General features: G+C 72.2%; 19 protein-coding genes. 9 read left to right on the top strand and 10 right to left on the bottom strand.

The annotated features are described in order from the left end of the window. Nucleotides 1-76 precede the first annotated feature (76 nt). The 4 genes from recF to dnaA form a co-directional block, all read right to left on the bottom strand. Nucleotides 77-1273: a DNA replication/repair protein RecF gene (gene recF, locus ACFWDO_RS05465; protein ID WP_380321034.1), complete on the bottom strand. Its 1197-nt coding sequence runs from the start codon at nucleotides 1271-1273 to the stop codon at nucleotides 77-79. 31 nt (nucleotides 1274-1304) lie between these two features. After that, nucleotides 1305-2201, bottom strand: coding sequence for a phosphogluconate dehydrogenase (NAD(+)-dependent, decarboxylating) (gene gnd / locus ACFWDO_RS05470; RefSeq protein ID WP_380321037.1), 897 nt, complete (start codon nucleotides 2199-2201; stop codon nucleotides 1305-1307). A 55-nt stretch (nucleotides 2202-2256) separates the two neighbouring features. Then, complete coding sequence (gene dnaN / locus ACFWDO_RS05475) at nucleotides 2257-3390, bottom strand: DNA polymerase III subunit beta (protein WP_380321040.1); 1134 nt, start codon at nucleotides 3388-3390, stop codon at nucleotides 2257-2259. A gap of 630 nt (nucleotides 3391-4020) precedes the next feature. Beyond that, nucleotides 4021-5436 carry a chromosomal replication initiator protein DnaA gene (dnaA, locus tag ACFWDO_RS05480; RefSeq protein WP_380321044.1) on the bottom strand — a complete coding sequence of 472 codons (1416 nt, stop codon included), beginning with the start codon at nucleotides 5434-5436 and terminating at the stop codon, nucleotides 4021-4023. 405 nt (nucleotides 5437-5841) lie between these two features. Here dnaA and rpmH point away from each other — a divergent pair, with 405 nt between their 5' ends. From rpmH to ACFWDO_RS05520, 8 genes are all read left to right on the top strand, one after another. Further along, nucleotides 5842-5979: a 50S ribosomal protein L34 gene (gene rpmH / locus ACFWDO_RS05485; RefSeq protein WP_013840089.1), complete on the top strand. Its 138-nt coding sequence runs from the start codon at nucleotides 5842-5844 to the stop codon at nucleotides 5977-5979. Nucleotides 5980-5982: 3 nt separating this feature from the next. Beyond that, nucleotides 5983-6372 carry a ribonuclease P protein component gene (gene rnpA, locus ACFWDO_RS05490; protein WP_380321047.1) on the top strand — a complete coding sequence of 130 codons (390 nt, stop codon included), beginning with the start codon at nucleotides 5983-5985 and terminating at the stop codon, nucleotides 6370-6372. Beyond that, nucleotides 6369-6698 carry a membrane protein insertion efficiency factor YidD gene (yidD, locus tag ACFWDO_RS05495; RefSeq protein ID WP_380321050.1) on the top strand — a complete coding sequence of 110 codons (330 nt, stop codon included), beginning with the start codon at nucleotides 6369-6371 and terminating at the stop codon, nucleotides 6696-6698. The genes rnpA and yidD overlap by 4 nt, the downstream gene beginning before the upstream one ends. Before the next feature lie 61 nt (nucleotides 6699-6759). Next, nucleotides 6760-7692, top strand: coding sequence for a membrane protein insertase YidC (yidC, locus tag ACFWDO_RS05500; RefSeq protein WP_380321053.1), 933 nt, complete (start codon nucleotides 6760-6762; stop codon nucleotides 7690-7692). Between the two features lie 22 nt (nucleotides 7693-7714). Further along, nucleotides 7715-8245 (top strand): protein jag, encoded by a 531-nt coding sequence (locus ACFWDO_RS05505; RefSeq protein ID WP_380321056.1) that lies wholly within the window; start codon nucleotides 7715-7717, stop codon nucleotides 8243-8245. 79 nt (nucleotides 8246-8324) lie between these two features. Next, complete coding sequence (gene rsmG / locus ACFWDO_RS05510) at nucleotides 8325-8993, top strand: 16S rRNA (guanine(527)-N(7))-methyltransferase RsmG (protein ID WP_380321059.1); 669 nt, start codon at nucleotides 8325-8327, stop codon at nucleotides 8991-8993. 186 nt (nucleotides 8994-9179) lie between these two features. After that, nucleotides 9180-10247, top strand: coding sequence for a ParA family protein (locus ACFWDO_RS05515; protein ID WP_380321062.1), 1068 nt, complete (start codon nucleotides 9180-9182; stop codon nucleotides 10245-10247). Nucleotides 10248-10411: 164 nt separating this feature from the next. After that, nucleotides 10412-11839, top strand: coding sequence for a ParB/RepB/Spo0J family partition protein (locus ACFWDO_RS05520; RefSeq protein WP_380321065.1), 1428 nt, complete (start codon nucleotides 10412-10414; stop codon nucleotides 11837-11839). A 2548-nt stretch (nucleotides 11840-14387) separates the two neighbouring features. Here ACFWDO_RS05520 and trxA read toward each other — a convergent pair. The 6 genes from trxA to ACFWDO_RS05550 form a co-directional block, all read right to left on the bottom strand. Beyond that, the gene (gene trxA, locus ACFWDO_RS05525) at nucleotides 14388-14720 is read right to left on the bottom strand and encodes a thioredoxin (protein ID WP_380242240.1); all 333 of its coding nucleotides are present in this window, start codon (nucleotides 14718-14720) and stop codon (nucleotides 14388-14390) included. Between the two features lie 32 nt (nucleotides 14721-14752). Then, nucleotides 14753-15802, bottom strand: a complete 1050-nt coding sequence (gene trxB, locus ACFWDO_RS05530; protein ID WP_380318899.1) for a thioredoxin-disulfide reductase — start codon at nucleotides 15800-15802, stop codon at nucleotides 14753-14755. A gap of 122 nt (nucleotides 15803-15924) precedes the next feature. Further along, a complete protein-coding gene (locus tag ACFWDO_RS05535; protein ID WP_380318896.1) occupies nucleotides 15925-17847 on the bottom strand; it encodes a hypothetical protein in 1923 nt (640 codons plus the stop codon). A 148-nt stretch (nucleotides 17848-17995) separates the two neighbouring features. After that, a complete protein-coding gene (gene murJ / locus ACFWDO_RS05540) occupies nucleotides 17996-19975 on the bottom strand; it encodes a murein biosynthesis integral membrane protein MurJ (protein WP_380318893.1) in 1980 nt (659 codons plus the stop codon). Beyond that, nucleotides 19972-22314, bottom strand: a complete 2343-nt coding sequence (locus ACFWDO_RS05545; RefSeq protein WP_380318890.1) for a DUF6049 family protein — start codon at nucleotides 22312-22314, stop codon at nucleotides 19972-19974. The genes murJ and ACFWDO_RS05545 overlap by 4 nt, the downstream gene beginning before the upstream one ends. A gap of 10 nt (nucleotides 22315-22324) precedes the next feature. Then, the gene (locus ACFWDO_RS05550) at nucleotides 22325-22975 is read right to left on the bottom strand and encodes an NUDIX hydrolase (RefSeq protein WP_380318887.1); all 651 of its coding nucleotides are present in this window, start codon (nucleotides 22973-22975) and stop codon (nucleotides 22325-22327) included. Between the two features lie 83 nt (nucleotides 22976-23058). Between ACFWDO_RS05550 and ACFWDO_RS05555 the strand changes: the two genes are divergently transcribed. Beyond that, on the top strand, nucleotides 23059-24540 hold the full coding sequence (locus ACFWDO_RS05555; protein WP_380318884.1) for a CCA tRNA nucleotidyltransferase: 1482 nt from the start codon (nucleotides 23059-23061) through the stop codon (nucleotides 24538-24540). Nucleotides 24541-24543: the final 3 nt, after the last annotated feature.

Consider the following 24543-nt stretch of genomic DNA (forward strand, 5'->3'; position numbering starts at 1 on the left):
GGGGCGCGGGTCTGCGTCGGGACGGGCACGAGGGGTGGACGGGCCGTCGTCGGGGTCGTCGTCCACAGGGTCGTCCTCAGCCCGCACGACGCACCTCGCCGGGCGTCACCTCGAACCGGGCGCCCAGGAGCCCCTCGGGCACGTCGCCGGGCACCGCCGCGGTCACGAGCACCTGCCGCGCCGGCGCGACCAGCTCCGCGAGCCGCTCGCGACGGCGCACGTCCAGCTCCGCGAACACGTCGTCGAGGATGAGCACCGGGTCGGCGTCGGTGTCGAGATCCGGGTCCCAGAACGCGGAGTCGGGCACGTGCTCCGGGTCGTCACCACCACCGAGCAGGCGGTACGACGCCAACCGCAGTGCCAGCGCGAACGACCACGACTCGCCGTGGCTGGCGTATCCCTTGGCGGGCAGCCCGCCCAGGGTGAGCACCAGGTCGTCGCGGTGCGGGCCTACCAGGCTCACCCCGCGCTCGAGCTCCTGCGGGTGAGCGTCGGCCATCGCCGCGAGCATCGCCTTCTCCAGGTCCGCCGCCGTCGGGAGCGAGCCGGTGCCGTCGCCCGCCTCGGGGACGCTCGAGCGGTACGCAAGCTCGGCGTCGCCGTCCGCGTCGCTGACCTGCTCGTACGCCGCGGCGACGTGGGGACGCATCGCCTCCACGAGGGCCAGCCGCATCGCGAGGACCTGCCCGCCCAGCTGGGCGGCGCGGGCGTCCCACACCTCGAGCGTGCCGGTGTCCACAGCCCCGCCCCCGGACCTGCGGACGCCGCGCAGCGACTTGAGAAGCGCGGACCGCTGCCGCACCACCCGCTCGTAGTCGCTCAGGAGCCCCGCGGCACGGGGGAGGAGCTGCACCACGAGCTGGTCCAGGAACCGACGGCGGCCGTCGGGATCACCCTTGACGAGGGCCAGGTCTTCCGGCGCGAACAGCACCGTGCGCAGGATCCCCAGGACGTCGCGCGCCCGGCCCAGCTGGCCGCGGTTAACCCGGGCCCGGTTCGCCTTGCCTGCGGTGATCTCCAGCTCGACGGTCGACGCCCGCTCGCCCCGCACGATCCTCGTGCGGACCACCGCCCGCTCGGCTCCGGCGCGGATCAGCGGCGTGTCGTTCGCGACCCGGTGGCTGCCCAGCGTCGCGACGTACCCGATGGCCTCCACCAGGTTGGTCTTGCCCTGCCCGTTGCGGCCCACGAACGCGTTGGGGCCGGGCTCGAGCTCGACGTCGACCGCGGCGTACGACCGGAAGTCCAGCAGGGACAGGTGCGAGACGTACATCAGCGATCTCGACGGCCGGCGACCGGCCGGGTCACTGGGCCGGCTTGACCGCGTGCCCGCCGAACTGCTGGCGCAGCGCGGCCACGGCCTTCATCGCGGGCGACTCCTCCTGCCGGGACGCGAACCGGGCGAACAGCGCCGCGGAGATCACGGGCAGCGGCACCGCGTTGTCGATCGCCTCGTCGACGGTCCAGCGGCCCTCGCCCGAGTCGTCGACCCAGTCGTCGATGGCGGCCAGCGCCGGGTCCTCCTCGAGGGCCTTGACCATGAGGTCCAGCAGCCACGACCGCACGACCGTGCCGCGCATCCACGCCTTCATGGTGCCGTGGACGTCCGTCACGATGTCCTTCTTGGCGGCGAGGAGCTCGTAGCCCTCGGCGTAGGCCTGCATGAGGCCGTACTCGATGCCGTTGTGCACCATCTTCGCGAAGTGCCCCGCGCCGACCGCGCCCGCGTGCACGAAGCCCTCCTCGCGCGGCCCCTCGGGGCGCAGCGCGTCGAAGACCGGCATGAGCGCCTCGACGTGCGCCGCGTCGCCGCCGCACATGAGGCCGTAGCCGTTCTCGAGGCCCCAGACACCGCCGGAGACGCCGACGTCGACGTAGCCCACGCCGCGCTCGGCGAGCTCCGCCGCGCGCGCCTGGTCCTCCGGGTAGTGGGAGTTGCCGCCCTCGACGACGACGTCACCCTCGCCGAGCAGCGTGCCGAGCTCCTGGACGACGCCCCGGGTCGGGTCGCCGGCCGGCACCATCACCCACACCACGCGCCGGTCGGCGGGCAGGGCGGCCACGAGGTCCGCGAGCGACGCCACGTCGGACACCTCGGGCCGCGGGTCGTACCCCGTGACCTCGATGCCGCCGCGGCGCAGACGCTCGCGCATGTTGTTGCCCATCTTGCCCAGACCGACGAGTCCGATGTGGCTGACCATGGGTACCTCCGGGGGTGGGGCGAGACGAGGGTGCGGGCGAGAGGGCTGGCGCCCGTCAGCCGGCGAACCGGATGGGCACGAGCAGGTAGCGGTACTCCGACGAGTCCTCACCGTCGAGCGACTCCTGGCCGGTGAACTCCACCGGCTTGTTCGGGTGGGTGAAGGAGAGCCGGACGAAGTCGGTGCCGAGCGCGCCGAGCCCGTCGAGCAGGAACTGCGGGTTGAACGCGACCTGGATGTCCTCGCCGACCAGGACGGCCTCGAGGGCCTCCGACGCCTGCGCGTCGTCGCCCTGCCCGGCGTCCAGCACCACCTGGCCGTCCGTGAAGGACAGCCGGATCGGGGTGTTGCGCTCGGCGACGAGGGAGACGCGCTTGGCGGCCTCGATCAGGGGCGCGGTGGCGACGACGGCGTGGATCGGTGTCGCGTCCGGGAACAGTCGGCGCACGGGCGGGTAGTCGCCGTCCACGAGCTGCGACGTCGTGTGGCGGCCGCCCGCCTCGAACCCGATGAGGTCCACGCCCTGGCCCGTGGAGAGGCCCACGTTGACGAGCCCGCCGCCCCCGCCGAGAGACTTCGCGACGTCGGTGAGCGTGCGGGCGCGCACGAGGGCGACCGCGGAGTAGCCGGGGGTGGCCGGCGTCCAGGTCAGCTCGCGCAGCGCCAGGCGGTAGCGGTCGGTGGCGATGAGGGTGATGCGCTCGCCCTCGATCTCCATCCGCACGCCCGTGAGCAGCGGGAGGGTGTCGTCGCGGCTCGCGGCGACGCTCACCTGCGCGACGGCGTGCGTGAGCGCGTCGCCGGTGACGGTGCCGGAGAGCTCCGGCATCTGCGGCAGCGTCGGGTAGTCCTCGACGGGCATCGTCAGCAGCGTGAAGCGCGAGGCACCGCAGGTCAGCACGACCTTGGTCCCCTCGAGCGTGACGTCGACGGGCTTGTTCGGCAGGGCGCGGGAGATCTCGGCGAGGAGGCGGCCGGAGACCAGCACGGTGCCCGGCTCGGAGACCTCCGCGGGGATCTCGGCGCGCGCGGAGACCTCGTAGTCGAAGCTGGACAGCCAGATCGTGCCCGCCGTGTCCACCTCGATGCGGACGCCCGCCAGCACGGGTGCCGGAGGGCGCGTGGGGAGGGTGCGCGCCGTCCAGGTCACGGCCTCGGCCAGGACGTCACGCTCAACCCGGAACTTCATCCCACTCCTCGCGTTGTCGACTTGTCGCCGATCGATGGGCGGTCGAGGGTTCCGTCGTGACCCGGTGGGGGCCCGCCGACGTGATCCGACCTGCCTCGTCGTCCGAGCCAAACCCTACGCGAGACGGGGCCTCTTCGGCACTCGCGCGGAGGACCTGTGCTGTGGGCGGGTGCGCAACGCCGGCCGGCCTGATGAAGGTGTGGGGAATTTCTTGATGATCAGACGTTAGTCATCGTCATAGGGGTTGTGGATTCTGGGGACGAGCGATGTTTCCGCAGGTCAGAGGCACATCAGGCATGTGGAGGCCGTGGGGGCAAGTCTGTGGACGACGACTTGTGCCTGTGGGCGACCGATTCGATACCCACAGCCGTCCACCGATCAGGGTGTCGTCGTCCACCGATTTGGACTGTTGGTCCACATGCGTCCACAGCTTTGTCCACAGGTGTGCATCGCGCTGCCTGGGGATAACGCCCAGTTGTCCACGATGTCCCTCCACAGGGATGGGGACGATGACGACGGATCGGCGGTCTGGTGCGGCCGAGCCTGTGGGCGGTGATGTGGAGAAACGCCTGCGGGCCCGGTCCCACACCCTGTGAAGAGCGTGGTCGGGCCCGCGAGGAGCGTGGACGGTCAGCCGCGGTGCTGCTGCTTGATGCGGCTGGTGAGCTCAGTCACCTGGTTGTAGGTGGAGCGTCGCTCCGCCATCTGCCCGGCGATCTTCTTGTTCGCGTGCATGACCGTGGTGTGGTCGCGGCCGCCGAACTGCTGGCCGATCTTGGGCAGGGACAGGTCGGTGAGCTCGCGGCACAGGTACATGGCGATCTGCCGCGCCGTGACGAGGACGCGGGAGCGGGAGGAGCCGCACAGGTCGTCGATCGTGAGGCCGAAGTACGCCGCCGTCTGGGCGATCACCATCGACGGGGTGATCTCCGCCGTGTCGTCGTCGGTGATGAGGTCCTTGAGGACGATCTCCGCGAGGGCGAGGTCCACCTGCTGGCGGTTGAGGTTCGCGAACGCGGTGACCCGGATGAGGGCCCCCTCCAGCTCGCGGATGTTCGTCGAGATGCGCGAGCCGATGTAGCTGAGGACCTCCGCCGGCACGTCGAGACGCTCGCTCGCCGCCTTCTTGCGCAGGATCGCGATCCGGGTCTCGAGGTCCGGGGGCTGCACGTCCGTGATGAGGCCCCACTCGAAGCGGGACCGCAGCCGGTCCTCGAACCCGTTGAGCTGCTTGGGCGGGACGTCGGACGTGATGACGACCTGCTTGTCCGCGTTGTGCAGCGCGTTGAAGGTGTGGAAGAACTCCTCCATCGTCTGTTCCTTGCCCTGCAGGAACTGGATGTCGTCGATGAGGAGGACGTCGACGTCGCGGTAGCGGCGCTGGAACGCCCCCGCGCGGCCCTCGCCGATGCTGTTGATGAAGTCGTTGGTGAACTCCTCGGAGTTCACGTACCGCACGCGCACGTGGGGATAGAGGTTGTGCGCGTAGTGCCCGATGGCGTGCAGCAGGTGGGTCTTGCCCAGCCCCGAATCGCCGTAGATGAACAGGGGGTTGTAGGCCTTCGCCGGGGCCTCGGCCACCGCGACCGCCGCAGCGTGGGCGAACCGGTTGGACGACCCGATGACGAACGTCTCGAAGATGTACTTCGGGTTGAGCCGGGTCGGCTCGGCAGACTGCTTCGGGCTCGGCGGGAGCGGCGGCGCCTCGGGCTCGTCCGGGACACCCGGCTCCGGGGGAGCGGAGTAGTCCTGGGAGGGGCCGGTGAGGGTGTCGCTGCTCAGCTCGGGGTCGACGGTGATCCCGAACCGGATGTCGCGACCGAGCGTCGACGCCATCGCGGACACGAGCTGGTCGCGGACGCTGGTCTCGAGGTAGGCGCGGGTCTGCTCGTGCGGGACGGCGATGAAGACGGTGTCCTCGAGGATGGCCATCGGCTTCGCCAGCTTGATGAAGGCGAGCTGCCGGGCGGACATGTCCGGCCGTGCCTCGAGGGTGGCGAGCGTGTGTGCCCAGACATCGGTGATGTTCTCGTCCGGCTGGGCCACGGGCGTCGTCCTTCTGTCGTTCTGGATGGGCAGCGGGTCGCGAGTCTGCCACGCCCAGACTCCGTCCACAGCGTTGTCCACATGCTGTGGAACCTGTGGACAATGCTGTGGGTGACGACCGTACCGGGGCGGGAGGCGCGACGTCGCGCCGTGGTGCGTGAGGTCCTCCACATCGTAGCCACCGGGCGCGGCGGGACGCCCCCGGGCGGGTTTGACCTGAGGGGCCCGCACGGCGTAACGTCGGACAGCCGTTCCAGGTCCTTTCGCGCGCCCACAACTGGGCTGCCGGTCCTCGGGTCGGCCCGGTCGACGCCTCCACGTCCTGTACGCGTGCGACGACTGAGAACAGACCTGCATCGTCGAGGAACTGACGGTGTGCCTCCCCGACGTTTCTTGGAGTACCTCGTGAGCAAGCGGACCTTCCAGCCGAACAACCGTCGTCGTGCCAAGACCCACGGCTTCCGGCTGCGCATGCGCACCCGTGCCGGCCGCGCCATCCTGGCGAACCGTCGGCGCAAGGGTCGCGCCGAGCTCTCTGCCTGACGCATGTTGCCCGCGGCGCACCGAATGCGCCGTTCCGTCGACTTCGAACGGGCGGTGCGCCGCGGCACGCGTGCAGGACGATCGACCGTGGTGGTGCATCTCCTCGTCGACCCCGACACCGGCCCGACGGCCGGTGTTTCTGGTGTCGCGAGCCCTGCGCCGACACAGGTCGGTCTTGTCGTATCCAAGGCCGTGGGGAACGCCGTGCACCGTAACCAGGTGAAGCGCCGCCTGCGGCACGCCGCCGCGGAGCACCTCGAGTCGCTCCCCGCCGGCTCGCGCCTCGTCGTGCGGGCGCTCCCCGCCTCGAGCTCCGCCACGTACGCCGAGCTCGACAGCGACCTCGCGGGCAGCCTGGACCGGGCCCTTGCGCGCGCCCGGAGAGCGTCGTGACCGCCTCGACGGTCGGGCGCGGGCGGGACGCGCTGAGGAACCTGCCCGCGGCAGTCCTCATCGGTGTGATCCGGGTCTACCAGTCGGTGATTTCCCCGCTGACAGGCCCCACCTGCAAGTACTACCCGTCGTGCTCGCAGTACGCGGTCATCGCGATCCGTACGCACGGCACGCTGCGGGGGACAGGTCTCGCGCTCTGGCGCATCCTTCGATGCAACCCCTGGAGCCTCGGCGGCGTCGACGACGTACCGCCCGCTCGTGGCAAGCACGCCGACACCGCCGTCGACGCGCCGGCCCACGAGCACCGCGGCGCAGCTCGCCACTGACCATCCCGGACCGCGCCGCCGGGGACCGCAGAGACTTTTCCGACAGAGGAGACACATCGGGATGGATACCATCCTCTACCCCATCGAGTGGGTCGTGGCCTGGATCATGTACGGGGCCCACGCACTCTTCACGACCCTCGGGATGCAGGACGGTCCGGGCTGGGCCTGGGTGTTCTCGATCGTCGCGCTGACGATCGTCATCCGTATCGCACTGATCCCGCTGTTCTTCAAACAGATCAAGGCCTCGCGCGGCATGCAGATGATGCAGCCGGAGCTGCAGGCCGTGCAGAAGAAGTACAAGGGCAAGACGGACCCGGCGTCCCGCGAGGCCATGGGCCGCGAGACGATGGAGCTGTACCGCAAGCACGGCACCAACCCCATGGCGTCCTGCCTGCCGATCCTGCTGCAGTCGCCGATCTTCTTCGCGCTGTTCCGGGTGCTCAACCACCTGTCGGCGATCGCGGACGGTTCCTACCGGACGATCGGCCCGATCGACCAGCGCGTCGCCGCGGACATCGAGCACTCCAAGCTCTTCGGGGCCCAGCTCTCCGACGTGTTCCGCACCACGGACTCGACGACGGCGCGGATCGTCGTCATCTGCCTCATCGTGCTGATGAGCGCCACCATGTTCTTCACCCAGCGCCAGCTGACCATGAAGAACATGCCGAAGGCCGCCCTCGAGGGGCCGATGGCGAGCACGCAGAAGATGATGCTCTACATCCTCCCGGTGATCTTCCTGATCTCGGGCATCAACTTCCCCGTGGGTGTGCTCATCTACTGGGTCATCTCGAACCTGTGGTCGATGGGCCAGCAGTTCTACACGATCAAGAAGATGCCCGCGCCGGGGTCGGAGGCCGAGCGTCTCCTCAAGGAGAAGCAGGCTCGCAAGGCCGCCGCCAAGGGCGCCATCGAGGCCGCCCCGGAGCCGGAGCCCGAGCAGCCCCGGGGGCAGCGTGAGCAGCCCAAGCGCAAGAACCGCCAGAAGCGCCGCTGAGCAGCGAGAGGAATCGACACCGATGACGACGGACACTCCCGTGGACCAGGGGCCCGAGCGCACGGCGCGCCTTGAGGAAGAGGGCGAGATCGCCGCGGACTACCTCGAGGAGCTCCTCGATATCGCGGATCTCGACGGCGATATCGACCTGGACATCCAGCACGACCGCGCTGCGGTCGAGGTCGTGGCCGACGAGGGCGAGGACCTGTCGGCGCTCGTGGGGCAGGACGGCGAAGTGCTCGAGGCCCTGCAGGAGCTGACGCGGCTCGCCGTGCAGGCCCGCACGGGCGAGCGCAGCCGCCTCATGCTCGACATCGGCGGCTTCCGCGCCGCCCGCCGGGAGGAGCTGACGGCGCTGGCCGAGTCGGCCGTCCAGCGGGTGCGGGAGTCGGGTGAGGAGGTCGAGCTCGACCCCCTGAACGCCTTCGAGCGCAAGGTGGTGCACGATGCCGTCGCTGCCGCCGGTCTCGTGAGCGACTCGCGTGGCGTGGAGCCGTCGCGGTACGTCGTGGTGCAGCCGGCTGTCGATCCCGGAGCGACGCCCGCTTCCTGATGTGGACCTCGAGAGCCCGTTGTTTCACGTGAAACGACGGGCTCTCGTCATGAGTGGACTGAAACGAAAGGTGCGGAGGATGACGGACGACGTGACGGACGATGCCGCCGACGACGTGCGCGACGAGGAGCTCGGACGGAGCGATGCCGTCCGCGACTACTTCGGTGACCGGTACGAGCTCGTCGCGCAGTTCGCGGCGAACCTGCGCGCCGAGGGCGAGCTGCGCGGGCTCATCGGTCCCCGCGAGGTCGCGCGGCTGTGGGAGCGCCACATCCTGAACTCCGCGGCGGTCACGCCGTACCTCGGGGACGCCAGGTCGGTCGCCGACATCGGCTCGGGGGCCGGACTACCCGGCATCATCCTCGCGATCCAGAGCCCGGACGTCGAGTTCTCCCTAATCGAGCCGATGGAACGACGGACGGCGTGGCTCGAAGAGGTCGTTGAGGACCTCGGGCTCACGAATGTGCAGGTCAAGCGGGGGAGGGCCGAGGAGTACCACGACGCGTTCGAGGTCGACGTGGTGACCTCCCGTGCGGTCGCGGCCCTTGGCAAGCTGGCGCGGATGAGCCTCCCGCTGGTGCGGCGGGGTGGCGCCATGGTCGTCCTCAAGGGGCGGAACGTCGAGCGCGAGCTGGAGCCCGCCCGCAAGGTACTGCGCGCGTTCAAGACGGCGGAACCGGAGATTCTGGTGGGGCGGACGATCGACGTCGTCGAGGACACGACCATCCTGCGCATCCGGCGGCCCTGACGTGCTGGGCGGGCGCCGCAGCGCCGTTCATGCGACCAGTCCTTCGGCGATCTGAGCCGGCCGGAGTTTTGCCCCCGTCGCGCCCTCAGCGAGGCCGTAGAGTGAGCGCGGAGCATCCGGTCGACGGCGGCAACGCTCGCGTCGGTCCGGGCAGGAAGTCTCTGTGACGAACCGGAGGAGTGGCACGTGAGCACGAGTACGGAGCACGTCGACGACGTCCCGCGTCACGACGGGACCGTGGCGAGCGATCCGCACGTTTCACGTGAAACAGTGCCCGGCCTCACGTGGGCACCCGGTGGACTCCCTCCGGTCATCGACGGGCATCGGGCAGCGCTCGTCGCCTCGGTCCCGGACGCGGACGAGTCGACACCGCTGGCGGCGCAGCTGGCGATCGACGCCCGACGGCGCATCGAGCTCCAGGGCAGGCAGTTCCCGCGCCCGGATCGCACGCGCATCATCACGGTCGCCAACCAGAAGGGTGGCGTCGGGAAGACGACGACCACCGTGAACATCGCGGCAGGTCTGGCACAGTCCGGCCTCAAGGTCCTGGTCATCGACAACGATCCGCAGGGCAACGCGTCGACCGCGCTCGGGCTCGAGCATCGCGCGGGAACGCCGTCGATCTACGAGGTCCTGGTCGAGGACGAGCCGCTCGAGGACACGGTGCAGGAGTGCCCGTCGGTCCCGGGCCTGTACGGCGTGCCGGCGACCATCGACCTGTCTGGCGCCGAGATCGAGCTCGTCTCCTTGGTTTCACGTGAAACACGCCTCCGCCGCGCGTTGGACACCTACCTCGCCCGGCGTGAGGAGCGGGGGGAGGAGCGGATCGACTACGTGCTGGTCGACTGCCCCCCGAGCCTGGGGCTGCTGACAGTCAACGCGTTCGTGGTCGGCCGCGAGGTACTGATCCCGATCCAGTGCGAGTACTACGCGCTGGAGGGGCTGAGCCAGCTGCTAAAGACCATCGAGCTCATCAAGGCCCATCTGAACCCTGAACTGAGCGTCTCGACGATCCTGCTCACCATGTATGACGGGCGCACGAACCTCGCTCAGCAGGTCGCGGCCGAGGTTCGGGAGCACTTCCCCCAGCAGACGCTCCGGACGACCGTCCCGCGGTCCGTGCGCATCTCGGAGGCGCCGAGCCATGCGCAGACGGTCATGACGTATGACCCCGGATCGACCGGGTCGCTCGCGTACCTCGAGGCAGCGCGCGAGCTCGCCGAGCGTGCGCCGCGGCGCGCTGACCTGGGATAAGGCTCGATGATTCGCCACGGAGCGGGCGCGTTGACGCCCAGGGGCTTCACGTCACGCCGCGCCGCGGAGGCTGACGCATGGCATGGTTCGCGCCAGCGGGGTCGCGACCGTACTTTGACGACGACGAGGGGAACGCGGGGCCCCATGGTTCAGGAGGCTGGAGCATGAGTCAGAAGAAGCGTGGTCTGGGCCGCGGGCTCGGTGCGCTGATCCCGTCGGGGCCGGAGGGTGATCGTCCGGTCGACGTCTTCTTCCCGGCGGGGGAGCCCCGAGAGGGTGGGGCCGCGAGCGGGGCTGCCGCGACCATGCCGGCGGATCGCCCGAGCTCCGACGGAACGGAGGAAGGCGGCCGCAGCAGCCGTCGGTCGGCGTCATGGGACTCGGCGATCGCAGGCGGTCGGCTGAGCATCCGAACCGGAGGCGAGGCGCCGGCTCGTGGCGAGGCGCAGGGGTCTGCTCCCGAGGCGGCGTCTGGCGCAGTGCTCACGGAGGTCGCCGCCACCACTGTGGACACGGAGACGCGGGACGCGAATGAGACGACGCGTGAGGACGACGCCTTCGGTGCAGATTCCTTGTCGCTCGGGCTGATCACGAGCATCGCCCTGCCTGATCTGGGAGAGGATGGGGCAGGGCCGGAGCCGGGAACGCCCATGGACGAGCCGGGCGTCCACGACGCTGGGGGATCGTCGAGTGGGGAAGCGGAGCAGGGCGACCTCGTTCCCGTCGAGGACGACGTTTCACGTGAAACCGAGCTGGCGCCGGTTCCTGGCGCACGGTTCGCGGAGATTCCGGTCGAGGCCATCCGGCCGAACACCTGGCAGCCGCGCTCGGTGTTCGACGACGGTGAGCTCGACGAGCTGGTCGCCTCGATCTCCGAGATCGGCGTGCTGCAGCCGGTGGTCGTCCGTCCTGACGCCGCTGACCAGGACCGATACGAGCTCATCATGGGCGAGCGCCGGTGGCGTGCTTCGCAGGTAGCCGGCCTGGAGACCATCCCGGCGATCGTCCGCGAGACGGACGACAGCGACATGCTGCGGGATGCGCTGCTCGAGAACCTGCATCGTGCCGCGCTGAACCCGCTCGAGGAGGCTGCCGCGTACCGCCAGCTCCTCGATGACTTCGGGTGCACCCACGAGGAGCTCGCCACGCGGATCGCCCGGTCGCGGCCCCAGATCTCCAACACGCTGCGACTTCTGAAGCTCCCGCCGCTGGTCCAGCGGCGAGTGGCCGCCGGCGTGCTGTCGGCGGGTCATGCTCGTGCGCTGCTGTCGCTGACCGACGGTGCGGAGATCGAGCGCCTGGCGCAGCGGATCGTGTCGGAGGGCCTGTCTGTGCGGGCGACCGAGGAGATCGTCACGCTGCTGACCAGCGGCGATGGTGAGCGGACGACGCGCCGAGCGCCGCGGGCCGGGCAACGGAGCGAGGCGATGGACGAGCTCGCGACGCGCCTCGCGGACCGGTTCGAGACGCGTGTGAAGGTGAACATCGGCAAGACCAAGGGACGGCTGACCGTGGAGTTCGCGTCGGTCGAGGACCTCAACCGGATCCTTGGCGTCATGGCTCCGGAGGATCCCGGACTCCTTCGCTCCTGACCCCCGATCTTGTTCGACGGGCACTGCCTCCCGATGGTGAGGTGGTGCCCGTCGTCACGTCGCGAAACGTGTCGACCGAATCTCCCTGCCCGCCCCGCCGCGCTTGGGAAGGAGAAGCAGGGCACAGCCGATTCTCCGGAACGGGGCGTGGCGCGGATGTGCATCGCGGTGCAGACCGGCAGAAGGTGTGTGGGCACCGATCGTCGGACGGCGCTGTTTCACGTGAAACAGGAATCCGCGGACTCAGCGTGCACAACGGCACAGCGGTTCCGCAGAGGTTGCGACGGGTCGAGCGCGGGTGGCGCAGGACGTCGATGCGGTCGTGCACCCGCCGGCCAAAGGGTGTTCGCGTGCGTCAGTACTGGTCTGTGCGTCGGTCGGCCAGGCGACGTGCCCCAGCGAGGCGGGGTCCGGTGGGGTCGGCTGCGTGATCGGGCTCGGCCTTCTTCTACGCCCTTCCCGGTGAGGCGTCTAGCTGCGAGTCGGAGTCTGGGGACGCTCGCGTTCGGCGCGTCGGCAGACGAGCGCGGTTCCTCGAGATCGCCCGTGGGATCGGACTGCCTGGTGTTCGGACCTCGACGGATGCGCGGAGAGCGCGGGTGGTGTCGGCAGTAGTCGTGCGGCAGATCCGGAACGAAGGGCGGTCGGGGAGGGTGGTTCTCATCCGGGCGCGACCTGTGGCTGAGGTGCGCCGGCAGCCGTGCCAGCTCGGTTCCGCTGGAGTGGAGCGGTGACGTGAAGTCCCACGCCCGGGCCGACGACGAGGCAAAGGTCGACGCGAGACAGCGGGGTGCTGCAGCGCCTTGACGAAGCGCCCGCGGTCGGAGATCGCTGACCTGGGGCACGCTCCGGGGTTCGCTGCTCGGCTGGGAAGACGGCCTACTGATGCACCAACGAGCGCCGCCTCGGATGATGGCCTTCGCGCGGAGCTTCGATGGATCGCTCCGGCGCCGGTCGGCGCGGGCAGACGTGTCACTGCGTGCGGCGGTGTGGGTGCGAAGTCCTGGTGACGTTCCACGTGAAACATTCCGCCTGAGCGCGCACCTGCCCCTGCCCTTCGTGCCTCCCGTCCGAGGACCGGCCCTTTGCCGGTGCTTCGCCTCCCTGACGGACGTGGACTTGGCCCCGAATCTGATCCCGGTCATGGCGTGGTGCACGGCGCAGGCTTGGACGAACTGACGGTAGGCAGCCCGCGAGCTCTCGGGACGGCGAAGGGAAGCGGCGGATCCCGGCCTGAGGCGGCGACCTTCGGAACGCGGGCACAGTCGCGGCACGTCGAGCGGGCGTCGGCAGGACCGAGCGGAAACTCGGGGTGGCGGTGTCGCTCTGGGCCCACGTGTCGCGTCGACGACCGCAGGTCGCGACCGTCGAAGCCTCGTGACCAGGGAACTCACCCCAGGCCGACCGATCGGGATGGCAGCCGGGTCCAAACCTGATGGCGCCGGGTGGGTAGGTGCCGGCACCAGGGGCCTCGGTCGTCCTGGCCCACCAGAGCCGTGAGGTCGCACGAGCCTCGACGGGGGCCCAGTTGGGCCGGCCTTGCCAGCAGGTGCGACGCGGCGAGCGCCCCGACGCCATGACGCCGGGTCAAGTCGTCGTCCATCTCGAAAGTAGCGGAACGCGGAGGGCGCGTCAGGGCCTCAACGACCAGGCCTCGACGGCGGCAACGTGCCCATCCTGACGTGCCCATCCTGACGTGCCCATCCTGACGTGCCCATCCTGACGTGACTGGCACCTGCGGTGTCCGGCATGGCCCGTCAGACGGGGACCGTCCGGCGGGGCCCGTCCCGACATGGTCCAGCGGGGAGGAGCTGTGCGGTGCGGGCCTGTCCAGCACGGCGTCCGTCCAGCACGGCGTCCGTCCAGCACGGCGTCCGTCCAGCACGGCGTGCCACCGATCAGTGAGGGCCGGGCACGGAAGGGAAGGAGGTGCGTCGCCCTGGCCAGCAGGGCGCGAACCGGAGCACCTTTCTCTGCTTTCAGCACCTCCGTCGCATAGCGTCACTATCGTCAGGAAACGGACCAATCCGGGATCGCAGGACTCGACCGCAGGATGGCGGCGCTGGGGGCGGCAGGCCGGCCTGACCGATCCCGCGCCTGTGGTGGTGATCGGGAACGACGCAGGTCGGAGGACAACCGCGGGCGAGGTCCGGGTCACCGACCCATCGGCGAGCCCCACGGTTTGCCCTTCCCGGCGCCGCCGAGGAGTGCCGCTCGTTCTGGCCGGTTGACCGCAGACGACGGGAGGGTGCCGGCTCGGGCAGAGGGGGCATGGGGATGCGGCACTAGGAGGCCGAGCCCCGCCGCGCGCCCGGTGGCTGGTAAGGGCGGGAAGCAGGGAGCGCACCGCTAATGGACGGCGGACGCCCTCGACCGCACCCTATGCGCAGAGGATCTCGGAGACCGGCGCGTCGACCACGGGGGACGACCCTGGTACGGGGATCTGCGAGCCGGGGCCCACGATCCGGGGCGGCGCTGACCCTCCGAGTCCGGAGACGCCGACGGCCGGGCCCGTTTCACGTGAAACAGACCCGGCCGTCGGGAACGATCAGGCGCTCGGCGCGAGGACCGCGTCGATCTCCTCCTGGAGGGCGCGCTTGGGGCGGGCGCCGATGACGGACTTCACGAGCTCGCCACCGGAGTAGACGTTGAGCGTCGGGATCGACGTGATGCCGTAGGCCATGGTGGTGGCCTGGTTGGCGTCGGTGTCGAGCTTGACGATCTTGATCTTGCCCTCGTACTCGTCGGAGAGCTCCTCGAGGATCGGAGCGACCATGCGGCAGGGGCCGCACCAGGTCGCCCAGAAGTCGACCAGAACGGGGACGTCGGACTCGAGGACCTCGGTCTTGAACGTGTCGTCGGTGACGGCGACGGTAGCCATGTGTCGCTCCTTCGGTGCGTGGTGGGGAAAGGTCAGCCGGCGACCGAGTCGAGGGCGGCGGGCAGCCCGTCGGGGTTCGGCACCGCCGGGGTGCCTGCGACGGACGTCTTGCCCTCGTCGTCGGCGAACTCGGTGAGGTAGGACTGGGCGTCGAGCGCGGCCGCGCACCCCGAACCGGCGGCGGTGATCGCCTGGCGGTAGGTGTGGTCGACGGCGTCGCCGCAGGCGAAGACGCCGGGCAGGTTGGTGCGGGTGGACCGGCCCTCGACGAGGATGTAGCCCTCGTCGTCCAGGTCGATCTGGCCCTTCACGAGGTCGGTGCGGGGGTCGTGGCCGATGGCGACGAACAGGCCCGTCGTGTCGAGCTCGCGCTCCTCGCCGGTCACGGTGTCGCGGAGCGTGATGCCGGCGACCTTGTCCTCGCCGGAGATCCCGGCGACCTCGCTGTTCCAGGCGAACTCGATCTTGGGATCGGCCAGGGCACGGTCAGCCATGATCTTCGAGGCACGGAGCGAGTCGCGGCGGTGCACGATCGTCACCTTGGAGGCGAAGCGCGTGAGGAACGTGGCCTCTTCCATGGCGGAGTCGCCGCCGCCGACGACGGCGATGTGCTGGTCGCGGAAGAAGAAGCCGTCGCAGGTCGCGCACCAGGAGACGCCGCGTCCGGAGAGCTGCTTCTCCTCGGGCAGGCCGAGCTCGCGGTACGCGGAGCCGGTGGCCAGGATCACCGCGCGGGCGCGGAAGGTCTCGCCGCCAAGCGTCACGACCGTCTTGATGTCGCCGGTCAGCTCGACCTGCTCGGCGTCGTCCCAGAGCACACGGGCACCGAACTTCTCGGCCTGCTCGCGCATGGCCTCCATGAGGTCCGGCCCCTGGATGCCGGCGGGGAAGCCGGGGAAGTTCTCGACCTCGGTGGTGTTCATCAGCGCGCCACCGGCGGTGACGGAGCCGGCGATCACGACGGGCGCCAGGCCGGCGCGCGCCGCGTACACGGCAGCCGTGTAGCCGGCCGGGCCCGAGCCCACGATCACGATGTCGTGCACGGTGCCCTCGGGGGTGGCGGTGGTCGGCTGATCGGTCACGTCTTCTCCTGGTCTGCTGGTGTGTCGCGCACCTGGTATGTCGCGTACGAGGGCGCCATCGCCGTCAACACGGCGAGGGGGTGCGGTGTTCCCGGGCGACGGTGCCGCCGCCCGGGAACGGGTCACGAGAGGACGATCTCGTTGAGCTCGAGGTAGTTCTTGCCGTTGGTCACGGGGAGCTCGGTGATCCACAGGACGAACGAGTCCGCGACCGTCTCCTCGGACAGGTCGAGCTTGGTCTCCGAGCCGAACGAGCCCTCGGCGAGCACGGGCCCGTCGGTGGGCTTGTCCCGCGACGTGGCGCGCACCTCGACGTGCCCGCCGGAGGAGTTGGTGTTGAGCGTGATGGACGAGACCGGCGCGGGCTTCTCGAGCTCCACGACGTACCCGACACCGGTGCGCAGCCCGGCGAAGTCGGGGGAGTTGAAGTACATCGTGTACCAGAAGGTCGACGGGTCGCCGTCGTAGGCGAGGTCCACGGCCTCCGGGTGCTGGCCGTCGCCCTCCGGGTCGAGCTGGTCGCCCGACTTGATGACGGGCCGCGCCTCGGCGGTCTCCGTGGGCGTGGTCGACTCGTCGTCGCTGGGCTCCTCGGAGCCGCCGCCCTGGTTGGCGGCCTGGGTCGGCGCCGGGCTCTCGGCGACCGGGGCGTCGTCCATGGGGGACAGGGCGTTGGACACGGCCCACAGCGCGCCGGCGAGGACCAGCACGACGACGAGGCCGAGGACGATCGGCGTCGGGTTCACGCCGCGTCGCTTGGGCGCAGGGGAGGAGGCGAAGCCGCCCGTGTCGGTGCGCGGCTCGCCCCCGCCCGGCGGCGGGGGCACGGGGGCGTGCGCCGTCTGCTGCTGCGGGGCGGCGTACGCCTGCGTGGCATAGCCCGCGGGCGCGGCGCCGTAGGCCTGCGTGGGCTGCTGGGGCGTGGTGCCCTGCTGCACCGGCGCCATCGCGGCCGTCGCCTGGGCGGGCGGCGGCGGGACGGGCGACTGCGGGGCCGTCTGCGGGCCGGCCGGCGGCAGCGCCTGCGTGGCCTGCGCGGCGGCCTGACCGGCGACGGCGGCACCGCCCACGGCACCCCCGACCGCGGCGGACCGGGCGATCCGGCCGCTCGACGGCCGGCGAACGGGGGGCGCGGGCGGCGGCGTGCCGGGCCGGCCGGCACCGTTGCTCCCCGCGCCGAGGACGGAGGACCGGACCGGCGGCTCCGTCGGCGGCTGCACGAACTGCGGCAGCGACGCGACGACGGACACCTCGCCCCACGGGGCGAGCGCGGCGACGACGTCGCCCGGGTTGGCGGGCGCGTCCGGGGCCTCGGCCCCGAAGGTGCGCCGGACGAGCGTGTCCAGCTCCTGGTCGACGTGCGGCACGAGCGCGGAGACCGGCACGACGCCGTTCGCGTCCGTCTGGGCGGGGAGGGGGCGGACCGCGTCGCCGGCGATCCAGGGCTCGTCGAGGGAGTCGCCGGGCCACCGCGCCGTGAGCGCGTAGTAGGCGAGGGCGACCAGGTCGCGCGCGTCGGCGGCCGCGGCAGCGGCGCCGGTGGTCGTCCGGCCGCCGTCCACCCCGGCGAGCGCGGCGTCGATACCGAGCCCGGTGACGACGACACGGTGCCCGTCCACGCGCACGGCCTCCGGGCGCAGGGCGAGGTGGTGCACCCCGCGCTGGCCGGCGGCCTCGAGCGCGGCGGCGGCCTCGCCGACGACGGCGCGCGCCTGCTGGGCGTCGACGAGGCCGCTGGAGACGACCTCCGTCAGCGACGACCCGCGGTACGGCTCGGAGATGATGTAGCTGCGCTGGCCGCTGCCGAGGTCGGTGCTGCCGACGTCGAGCACGCGGGAGAGGCGGGGGTCGGCGACGAGCGCGGCCCGGCGGGCGGCGTCGAGGGCGGCGGTCGCGTACGGGCCGTCGACGAACGTCACCCGGACCGGGCGGTCCAGGATCTGGTCGTGCGCCTCCCACGCCTCTGCTGCAGCGAGGTCGGTGGCTGCGGGCTGCACGAGCCGATAGCGATCGACCATGACGGTCCCGGGATGGGCGGTGCTCACCTGGACTCCTCGGTGGGGGTTCGGGGGGAGGGTGTCCTCCGGTCCATCGGACCATCGTACGGGCGGGCCGGTGACCCCGAGGCGGTGCCCGCCGGGCGCGCCTGCAGGGCCCTCACGGAACCTTCCCGAGCCGGGCACGCGCGTGCGGTCATCGCTTGATCCGGCGGAGGACGGGCGCCAGCGCGTCGTCGAGCTCGCGCACGCGCAGCGCCTTGAGGGACAGGACGTAGCCGGCCACCATCACGACGCCGGCGACGGCCGTGACGAGGACGGAGTGGCCCCACGACGTGACCACGTAGCCGTCCATGAGGCGGACGGCCAGCCACCCGAGCAGCGCCGCGACGCCCGCGCCGACCGTGGCCCGGACGTACAGCCGCATCACCCTGCGGCCGTCGATGCCGTGCAGCTTGCGCCGCATGCCGCGCACGCGCAGCAGCAGCGAGATCCAGGTGGACACCGCGTACGCGCCGCCGGCGGCGACCGCCCACCAGGTGACCGGCAGGACGCTGACCGCGACCCACAGCACGGCGACCATGGAGACCGTCGCGATCACCTGGATGCCGAAGATGGAGCGGCCGTCCTCGAACGCGAAGTACATCCGCCGGACCATCACCGTGGCGCCGAGGGCGACGATGCCGACGGCCATCGCCTGGATGATGGGCGCGATCGCCGCCACGCCCGTGGTTCCTGCCGTGGGGAGCAGGGCCGCGGTGAGCGGGACCGCGAGCACGGCCAGCGCCGCGGCAGAGAACACCGAGAAGATGCCCGCCGACCGCATGCCCAGGGACATGTCGTTGCGGACGCCGTCGAGGTCGCCGGCGTGCACGGCCGCCGTCATCCGGGGGAAGAGGACCGTGATGATGGAGACGACGACCAGCGAGTGCGGCAGCAGGTAGATGGTCATCGCCTGCGTGTACGCCATGTTGCCGGCGACGGCGTCGTCGGTGCCCGACGCCGCCCAGAGCACGTTCGACAGGTACATCACGCCCAGCTGCTCCAGGACGACCGCGCCGATGGTCCAGCCCACGACGGTGCCGGCGGCACGCAGGCCGATGCCGCGGAAGCCCCAGCGGAACCGCCATCGGAAGCCCGTGCGCCGCAGGGCGAACACGAGAACCACCGCCTGCGCGGCGATGCCGAGCGTGGCGGTGCCCGCGAGCACCACCGTCTGCGCCGAGGACCAGGTCGAGAGGTCGGTGATGCCCCGCTCCGGGGCGGCGCCCCACACCACGAGGAACGCGCCGAAGCCGAGCAGCGACACCACGTTGTTCGCGACGGGAGCGAGCCCGTAGGCGCCGAACCGGCCCTGGGCGTTGAGCACCTGCCCGAGCAGCATGTAGAGGCCGTAGAAGAACACCTGGGGGATGCACCAGTACGCGAACACGACGGCGAGCTGCCGGGCATCGGGGTCGACGTGGCCCCGGAGCGTGAAGAGGACGACGATGAGCGGCGCGGCGACCACCAGGACGGCGGTCAGCGCCAGCAGGCCGAGGCCGGAGACCGAGATCAGCTTGTCGAGCCGCTCGCGGGCGTTGCGCGCGTTCATCGCGCGCAGGATCTGCGGGATGAGCACCGCCTGCAGCACGCCCGCCGAGATGAGCGCGAACAGCATGTTGGGCAGCTTGTTGGCGATGTCGAACGCGTTCGCCACCGTGCCGACGGTGCCGACGCATGCCACCAGCAGCACCGAGCGGATCAGCCCCGATGCGCGGGACGCGACGGTGCCCAGCGTCATGACGACGGAGCCGCGGCCCAGGCTGGTGCGGCGCACGGCGTTCGCCGCACCCGTGCCGCCCTCGCTCGGGGCGTCGGCACCGGTGTCGGCCGCGCCGGCCGGGGCCGGAGATCCCGGCTCAGCCGCGGCGGTCCTGGACGGCCCGGCGTCTCCGGTGCTGCCCGGGGCGGACGACGGCACGGCGCCGTCCTCGGACGTCCAGTCCTCCGACGTCGCGCCCCCCGACGCCCGGTTCCCGGAGATCTCGGACCAGGACGGCCCGCGCCGCGCGCCATGGCGCGGCTCCGGCGGGACGGCGGGCGGGAAGCTCGGCGGCATGACGGGGTCGACGGGCGACCCGTCGCGGGGACGCTCGGGCCCGCCGTCGTCGGGGAACGCGGACGAGTCGGTCATGAGGGGTCCTTCTCCGTGTCCTTCTCCGAATCGTTCTCCGAGTCGTGCCGGGTGACGTGCGCGGGGTCGGTGCCGTCCTGCGGGTCCACGTCGGGGCCCTGCGGGTCGACGGCGTCGGCGACGCCCTCGTCGGTGGTGCGCGCGGAGGACCGGCCGCGACGCACGGTACGCCAGATGCCGCCGATGAACAGGAGCGCGATGGCGGCGGCGACGACGGCGGTGCCGGCGGTCTCCCAGCCGGCGCGGACGCGGACGGAGAAGCTGGTGGGGCCGGCGACCACGGTGCTGCTGGGCGCGAGGACCTCGACCTGCAGGTCGACGTCGCCGGACCCGATGGCGCGCACGGGCACGTGCACGTTCACGGACGTGCCGGCGGGGACGACGACGGTGGGCCGCGACTCGACGATCAGCCGGGACACGTTGGGGCGCAGCACGACGGTGACGGTCGCGTCGACGGGGAGCTCGTTCGTCACCTTGACGGGCAGCTTGCCGGTGTCGCTGACGAGGGTGACGTCGGACCGGTCGGCGACGCCGATGCCCTGCTGGAGGTCGTCGGCACGCTCGACGGCGAGGTCGGCGGCCTGGTCGCGGGCGGCGGGGTCGTTCCGCGCGGCGACGGCGAGCGGGGCCACGAGCGCCCGGTCGACGCTGCCGGTGAGCTCGACGGGGTCGTCGGCGACGGTCGCGAACGAGGCGAGCGACCGGTGCGTGCGCAGCAGCCGGTCGACGGACAGGGGCGCGAGCTCGTCGTCGGCGGGGTCGTTCCGCGGGAGCCCGTGGCGCGCCACGCGGGACGCCGGCGCGGCGACCGTGTCGGACAGCGGGACGACGTCGGCCCAGGCGGCGGAGTGGAGGGCGCCGAGCACCTGCTCGACGAGGGCGGCGTCGGGCGACCAGTCGCGGGGGAGGGCGGCGAGGACGTGCAGGTCCCCGGCGCCGGACTCCTGCTCCTGGAGGGCGAGGAGGGCGGTGTCGGCGAGCACGCGCTGCACCCCCTCGACACCGCTGGGCGCGTCGGCGCCGTCGGTGAGCGACGCGAACGCGGCGGACAGGCCGGCGTCGGCCACCAGGGCCGACACCTTGCCGGCGGGCGTGTCGACGGCGGTGCGCGCGGACGCGGGACCGTCATCCGTGGGGGCGAGCCCCGCGCCCACGACGACCTGGTCGACCGGAGCGTCGCGGCCGGTGGCGAGCGTCGCGGCGTCGGGGCGGCCCTCCGGCCACGCGACGGACAGCGACCATCCCGCCGGGCGCTGCCAGGCGCTGCCGAGCGCGGCCTCCCCTCCCGTGGCGGCGGCGACGTCCGTGCGCGTCGGCTCCGTGTGCGCGACGGCCGCGAGGTCGGGGTCGTACCCGGGCAGGACCGCGACGTCGGCCGCGTCACCCGAGGCGACGGTGCTCGCGGCCGCGGGGGTGGCGTCGTCGGCGGCGTCGTCGGTGGTGTCGTCGGAGGAGTCGTCCTGCGCCGGCGGGGTGCGGCCGGTGAGGCGCGTGGCCCAGGCCTGCACGTCGGCGTCGCCGGAGGACTCCGCCGCGGCCACCAGGGCGGGGTCGACGGCGAGCGACAGGCCGGGGGACGTGCCGGTGACCGTGGCGGCGTCGAGGAGCCGCTCGAGGCGCCCGCCCGACGTCGTGAGCTCGCCGAGCTGCGCGTCGTACCCGTCGGTGTCGAGCGGGTCGACGGCAGGCCCGGTGACCGGAGCGGCGACGCTCAGCGCGACCGGGGCGGGCGCGCCCCCCTCGGGGGCGTAGAGGAGGAAGGTGTGGACGACGTCGATCGACGTGCCACCCTGCACGAGGGCGACGGACATCTCGCGGGGCCCCCAGGGGCTCCCGTCCTCGAAGCCGAGGGCGTCGACGTCGAGCTCCAGGCGCACCTGCGCGGACTCGCCGGGCGCGAGGCGGTCGACGGGCTCGGAGGGCAGCTGCCGCGCGGCGGTGCGGGCGCCACCGTCGTCGGCCCAGGCGGCGAGCTCGGCCCGCGACGTGAGCGGCCGCCACGAGACCCCCAGGTCGACGACGGCCCCGTCGAGGGGCCGGTCCGTGCCGTTGGTGACGCGGACGGACAGGTCGACGGTGCCGCCGGGCCGGGCGAGCGCGGGGGCGGTCGACGTCAGCTCGACGGTCGCCCGGCCGGGCTGCGGTGCACCGGCGAGCGGCGTGGTGGCGAGCGGCGCGGTGGAGAGCGGCGCGGCCTCGGCGGCGCGGGTCGGCAGCACGACCGTGCCCACGGTCGCGAGCACACCGAGCAGCAGGAGGAGCACGACGAGCGCCCGGGCCGGGCGGGCGGGCGGGGGTACGGGTGCGGCGACGGCACCCGGACGACGGGAGGTGGTCACGCGGTCGGCCTCACTCGACGGGTCCGGGGTCGGTCTGCCCGAGGACGTCGGGCGTGCGGCGGAGCACCTGCTGCGCGGCGACGGCGAGCCGCTGCTCGTTCGGGTACGAGAGCCGGTCGGGAAGCTGGTCGACGGGGATCCACAGCGCGTCCTCCGCCTCGCCGTCGGGGTCGCCCTCCGCGGTGATCGTGCCGCCCTCCGCGCGCAGGAGGAAGTGGTGCACCACCTTGTGGACGCGGTGGTCCTCACCGCTGAACCAGTAGTCGATGACGCCGAGCCGGGTGCGGATCGTGCCGAGGATGCCCGTCTCCTCGCGGATCTCGCGGACGGCGGCCTGCTCCGGCGTCTCCGCGCCCTCGAGGTGCCCCTTCGGCAGGCACCACTCGAGGCGGCCGCCGCGGTTGCGCCGCACGATGACGGCCGCCTGCGGGCCGCTCGGCGCGAGACGCACGACGAGCCCGCCGGCGGAGGTCTCCTCGTGCACCGGCAGGTGCGTGGTGGTGCCCGACGGCGCGACGCCGACGACGGCGGGCGTCGTCGTGCCGCGAGGCCCGGCGAGCCGGGCGGGGTCGACCTTGAGGGGGTGCCCTCCCGGCGGGACGGGGACACCCGCGGCCGGGCGCCCGCGCCGCGGGGCGGGAACCGGGGCCGGGGTGGACATGCGCCCCACCCTACCGAGTTGCGGCCGTCCGCCGGCCCAGCCTCCGGGGCGCCGACGGCCAGGATCTGGGAGGATGGGACGCCGTGTCGACCCCTGAGCCTCCGGCCCCCGCCGCGCTGCTGCGCCGCGCCCTCGCCGTACTGACCGAGATGGCCCCCGCGGCCGTCGAGCTGGGCGAGGTGTTCCGCGCCGCCGGGCACGAGCTCGCCCTCGTCGGCGGGCCCGTCCGGGACGCCTTCCTCGGCCGCGCGAGCCACGACCTCGACTTCGCGACGTCGGCCACCCCCGACGAGACGCAGGCGCTGCTGGCGCGCTGGGGCGACGCCCACTGGGACATCGGCAAGGAGTTCGGCACCATCGGCGCGCGCCGGTTCGCGCGCGGCGGCAAGGCCGGGTCGGACGACGTCGTCGTCGAGGTCACGACCTACCGCAGCGACGAGTACGACCCCGCCTCCCGCAAGCCCGTGGTGGCGTTCGGCGACACGCTCGAGGGCGACCTGTCGCGCCGCGACCTCACCGTCAACGCGATGGCGGTGCGGCTGCCCGAGCTCACGTTCGTCGACCCGTTCGACGGGCTGGCCGACCTGGCCCGCCGGGTGCTGCGCACGCCGATCGCCCCCGAGCGGTCGTTCGACGACGACCCGCTGCGCATGATGCGCGCCGCGCGGTTCGCCGCCCAGCTCGGCTTCGACGTCGAGCCGGCCACCCGGCAGGCGATCGTCGACATGGCGGGCCGCATCGACATCGTCTCCGCCGAGCGGGTCCAGGCCGAGATCACCAAGCTGCTGCTGAGCGACCGGCCGCGCGCCGGGCTCGAGGTGCTCGTCGACACGGGCCTCGCCGACCATGTGCTGCCCGAGCTGCCCGCGCTGCGCCTCGAGATCGACGAGCACCACCGGCACAAGGATGTCTACCAGCACTCGCTCACGGTGCTGGAGCAGGCGATCGCGCAGGAGACCGGCCCCGACGGCCCGGTGCCCGCGCCCGACCTGGTCCTGCGCCTCGCGTCCCTGCTGCACGACGTCGGCAAGCCGGCCACCCGCCGCTTCGAGCCCGGCGGCGGCGTGAGCTTCCACCACCACGAGGTGGTGGGAGCCAAGCTCGTCGCCAAGCGGCTGCGCGCGCTGAAGTACGAGAAGCAGGTGGTCAAGGACGTGGCGCGGCTCGTCGAGCTGCACCTGCGCTTCCACGGCTACGGCGAGGGGCAGTGGACGGACTCCGCCGTGCGCCGGTACGTCACCGACGCCGGGCCGCTGCTGGAGCGCCTGCACCGCCTCACCCGCGCCGACTCCACCACCCGCAACAGGCGCAAGGCGCAGCGGCTCGCCGACACCTACACCAGCCTGGAGCAGCGCATCGAGGCGCTGCGCCAGAAGGAGGAGATCGACGCGATCCGCCCCGACCTCGACGGGTCGCAGATCATGGCGATCCTCGACGTCGCGCCCGGCCCCGTCGTCGGTCAGGCGTACAAGCACCTGCTGGCGCTGCGGATGGAGCACGGCCCCCTCGGCGAGGAGCGCGCCACCCAGGAGCTGCGCACCTGGTGGGACGCCCGGCAGTCGTGACCT

Source organism: Isoptericola sp. NPDC060185 (assembly GCF_042728595.1).
Taxonomy (GTDB): Bacteria; Actinomycetota; Actinomycetes; order Actinomycetales; family Cellulomonadaceae; genus Isoptericola.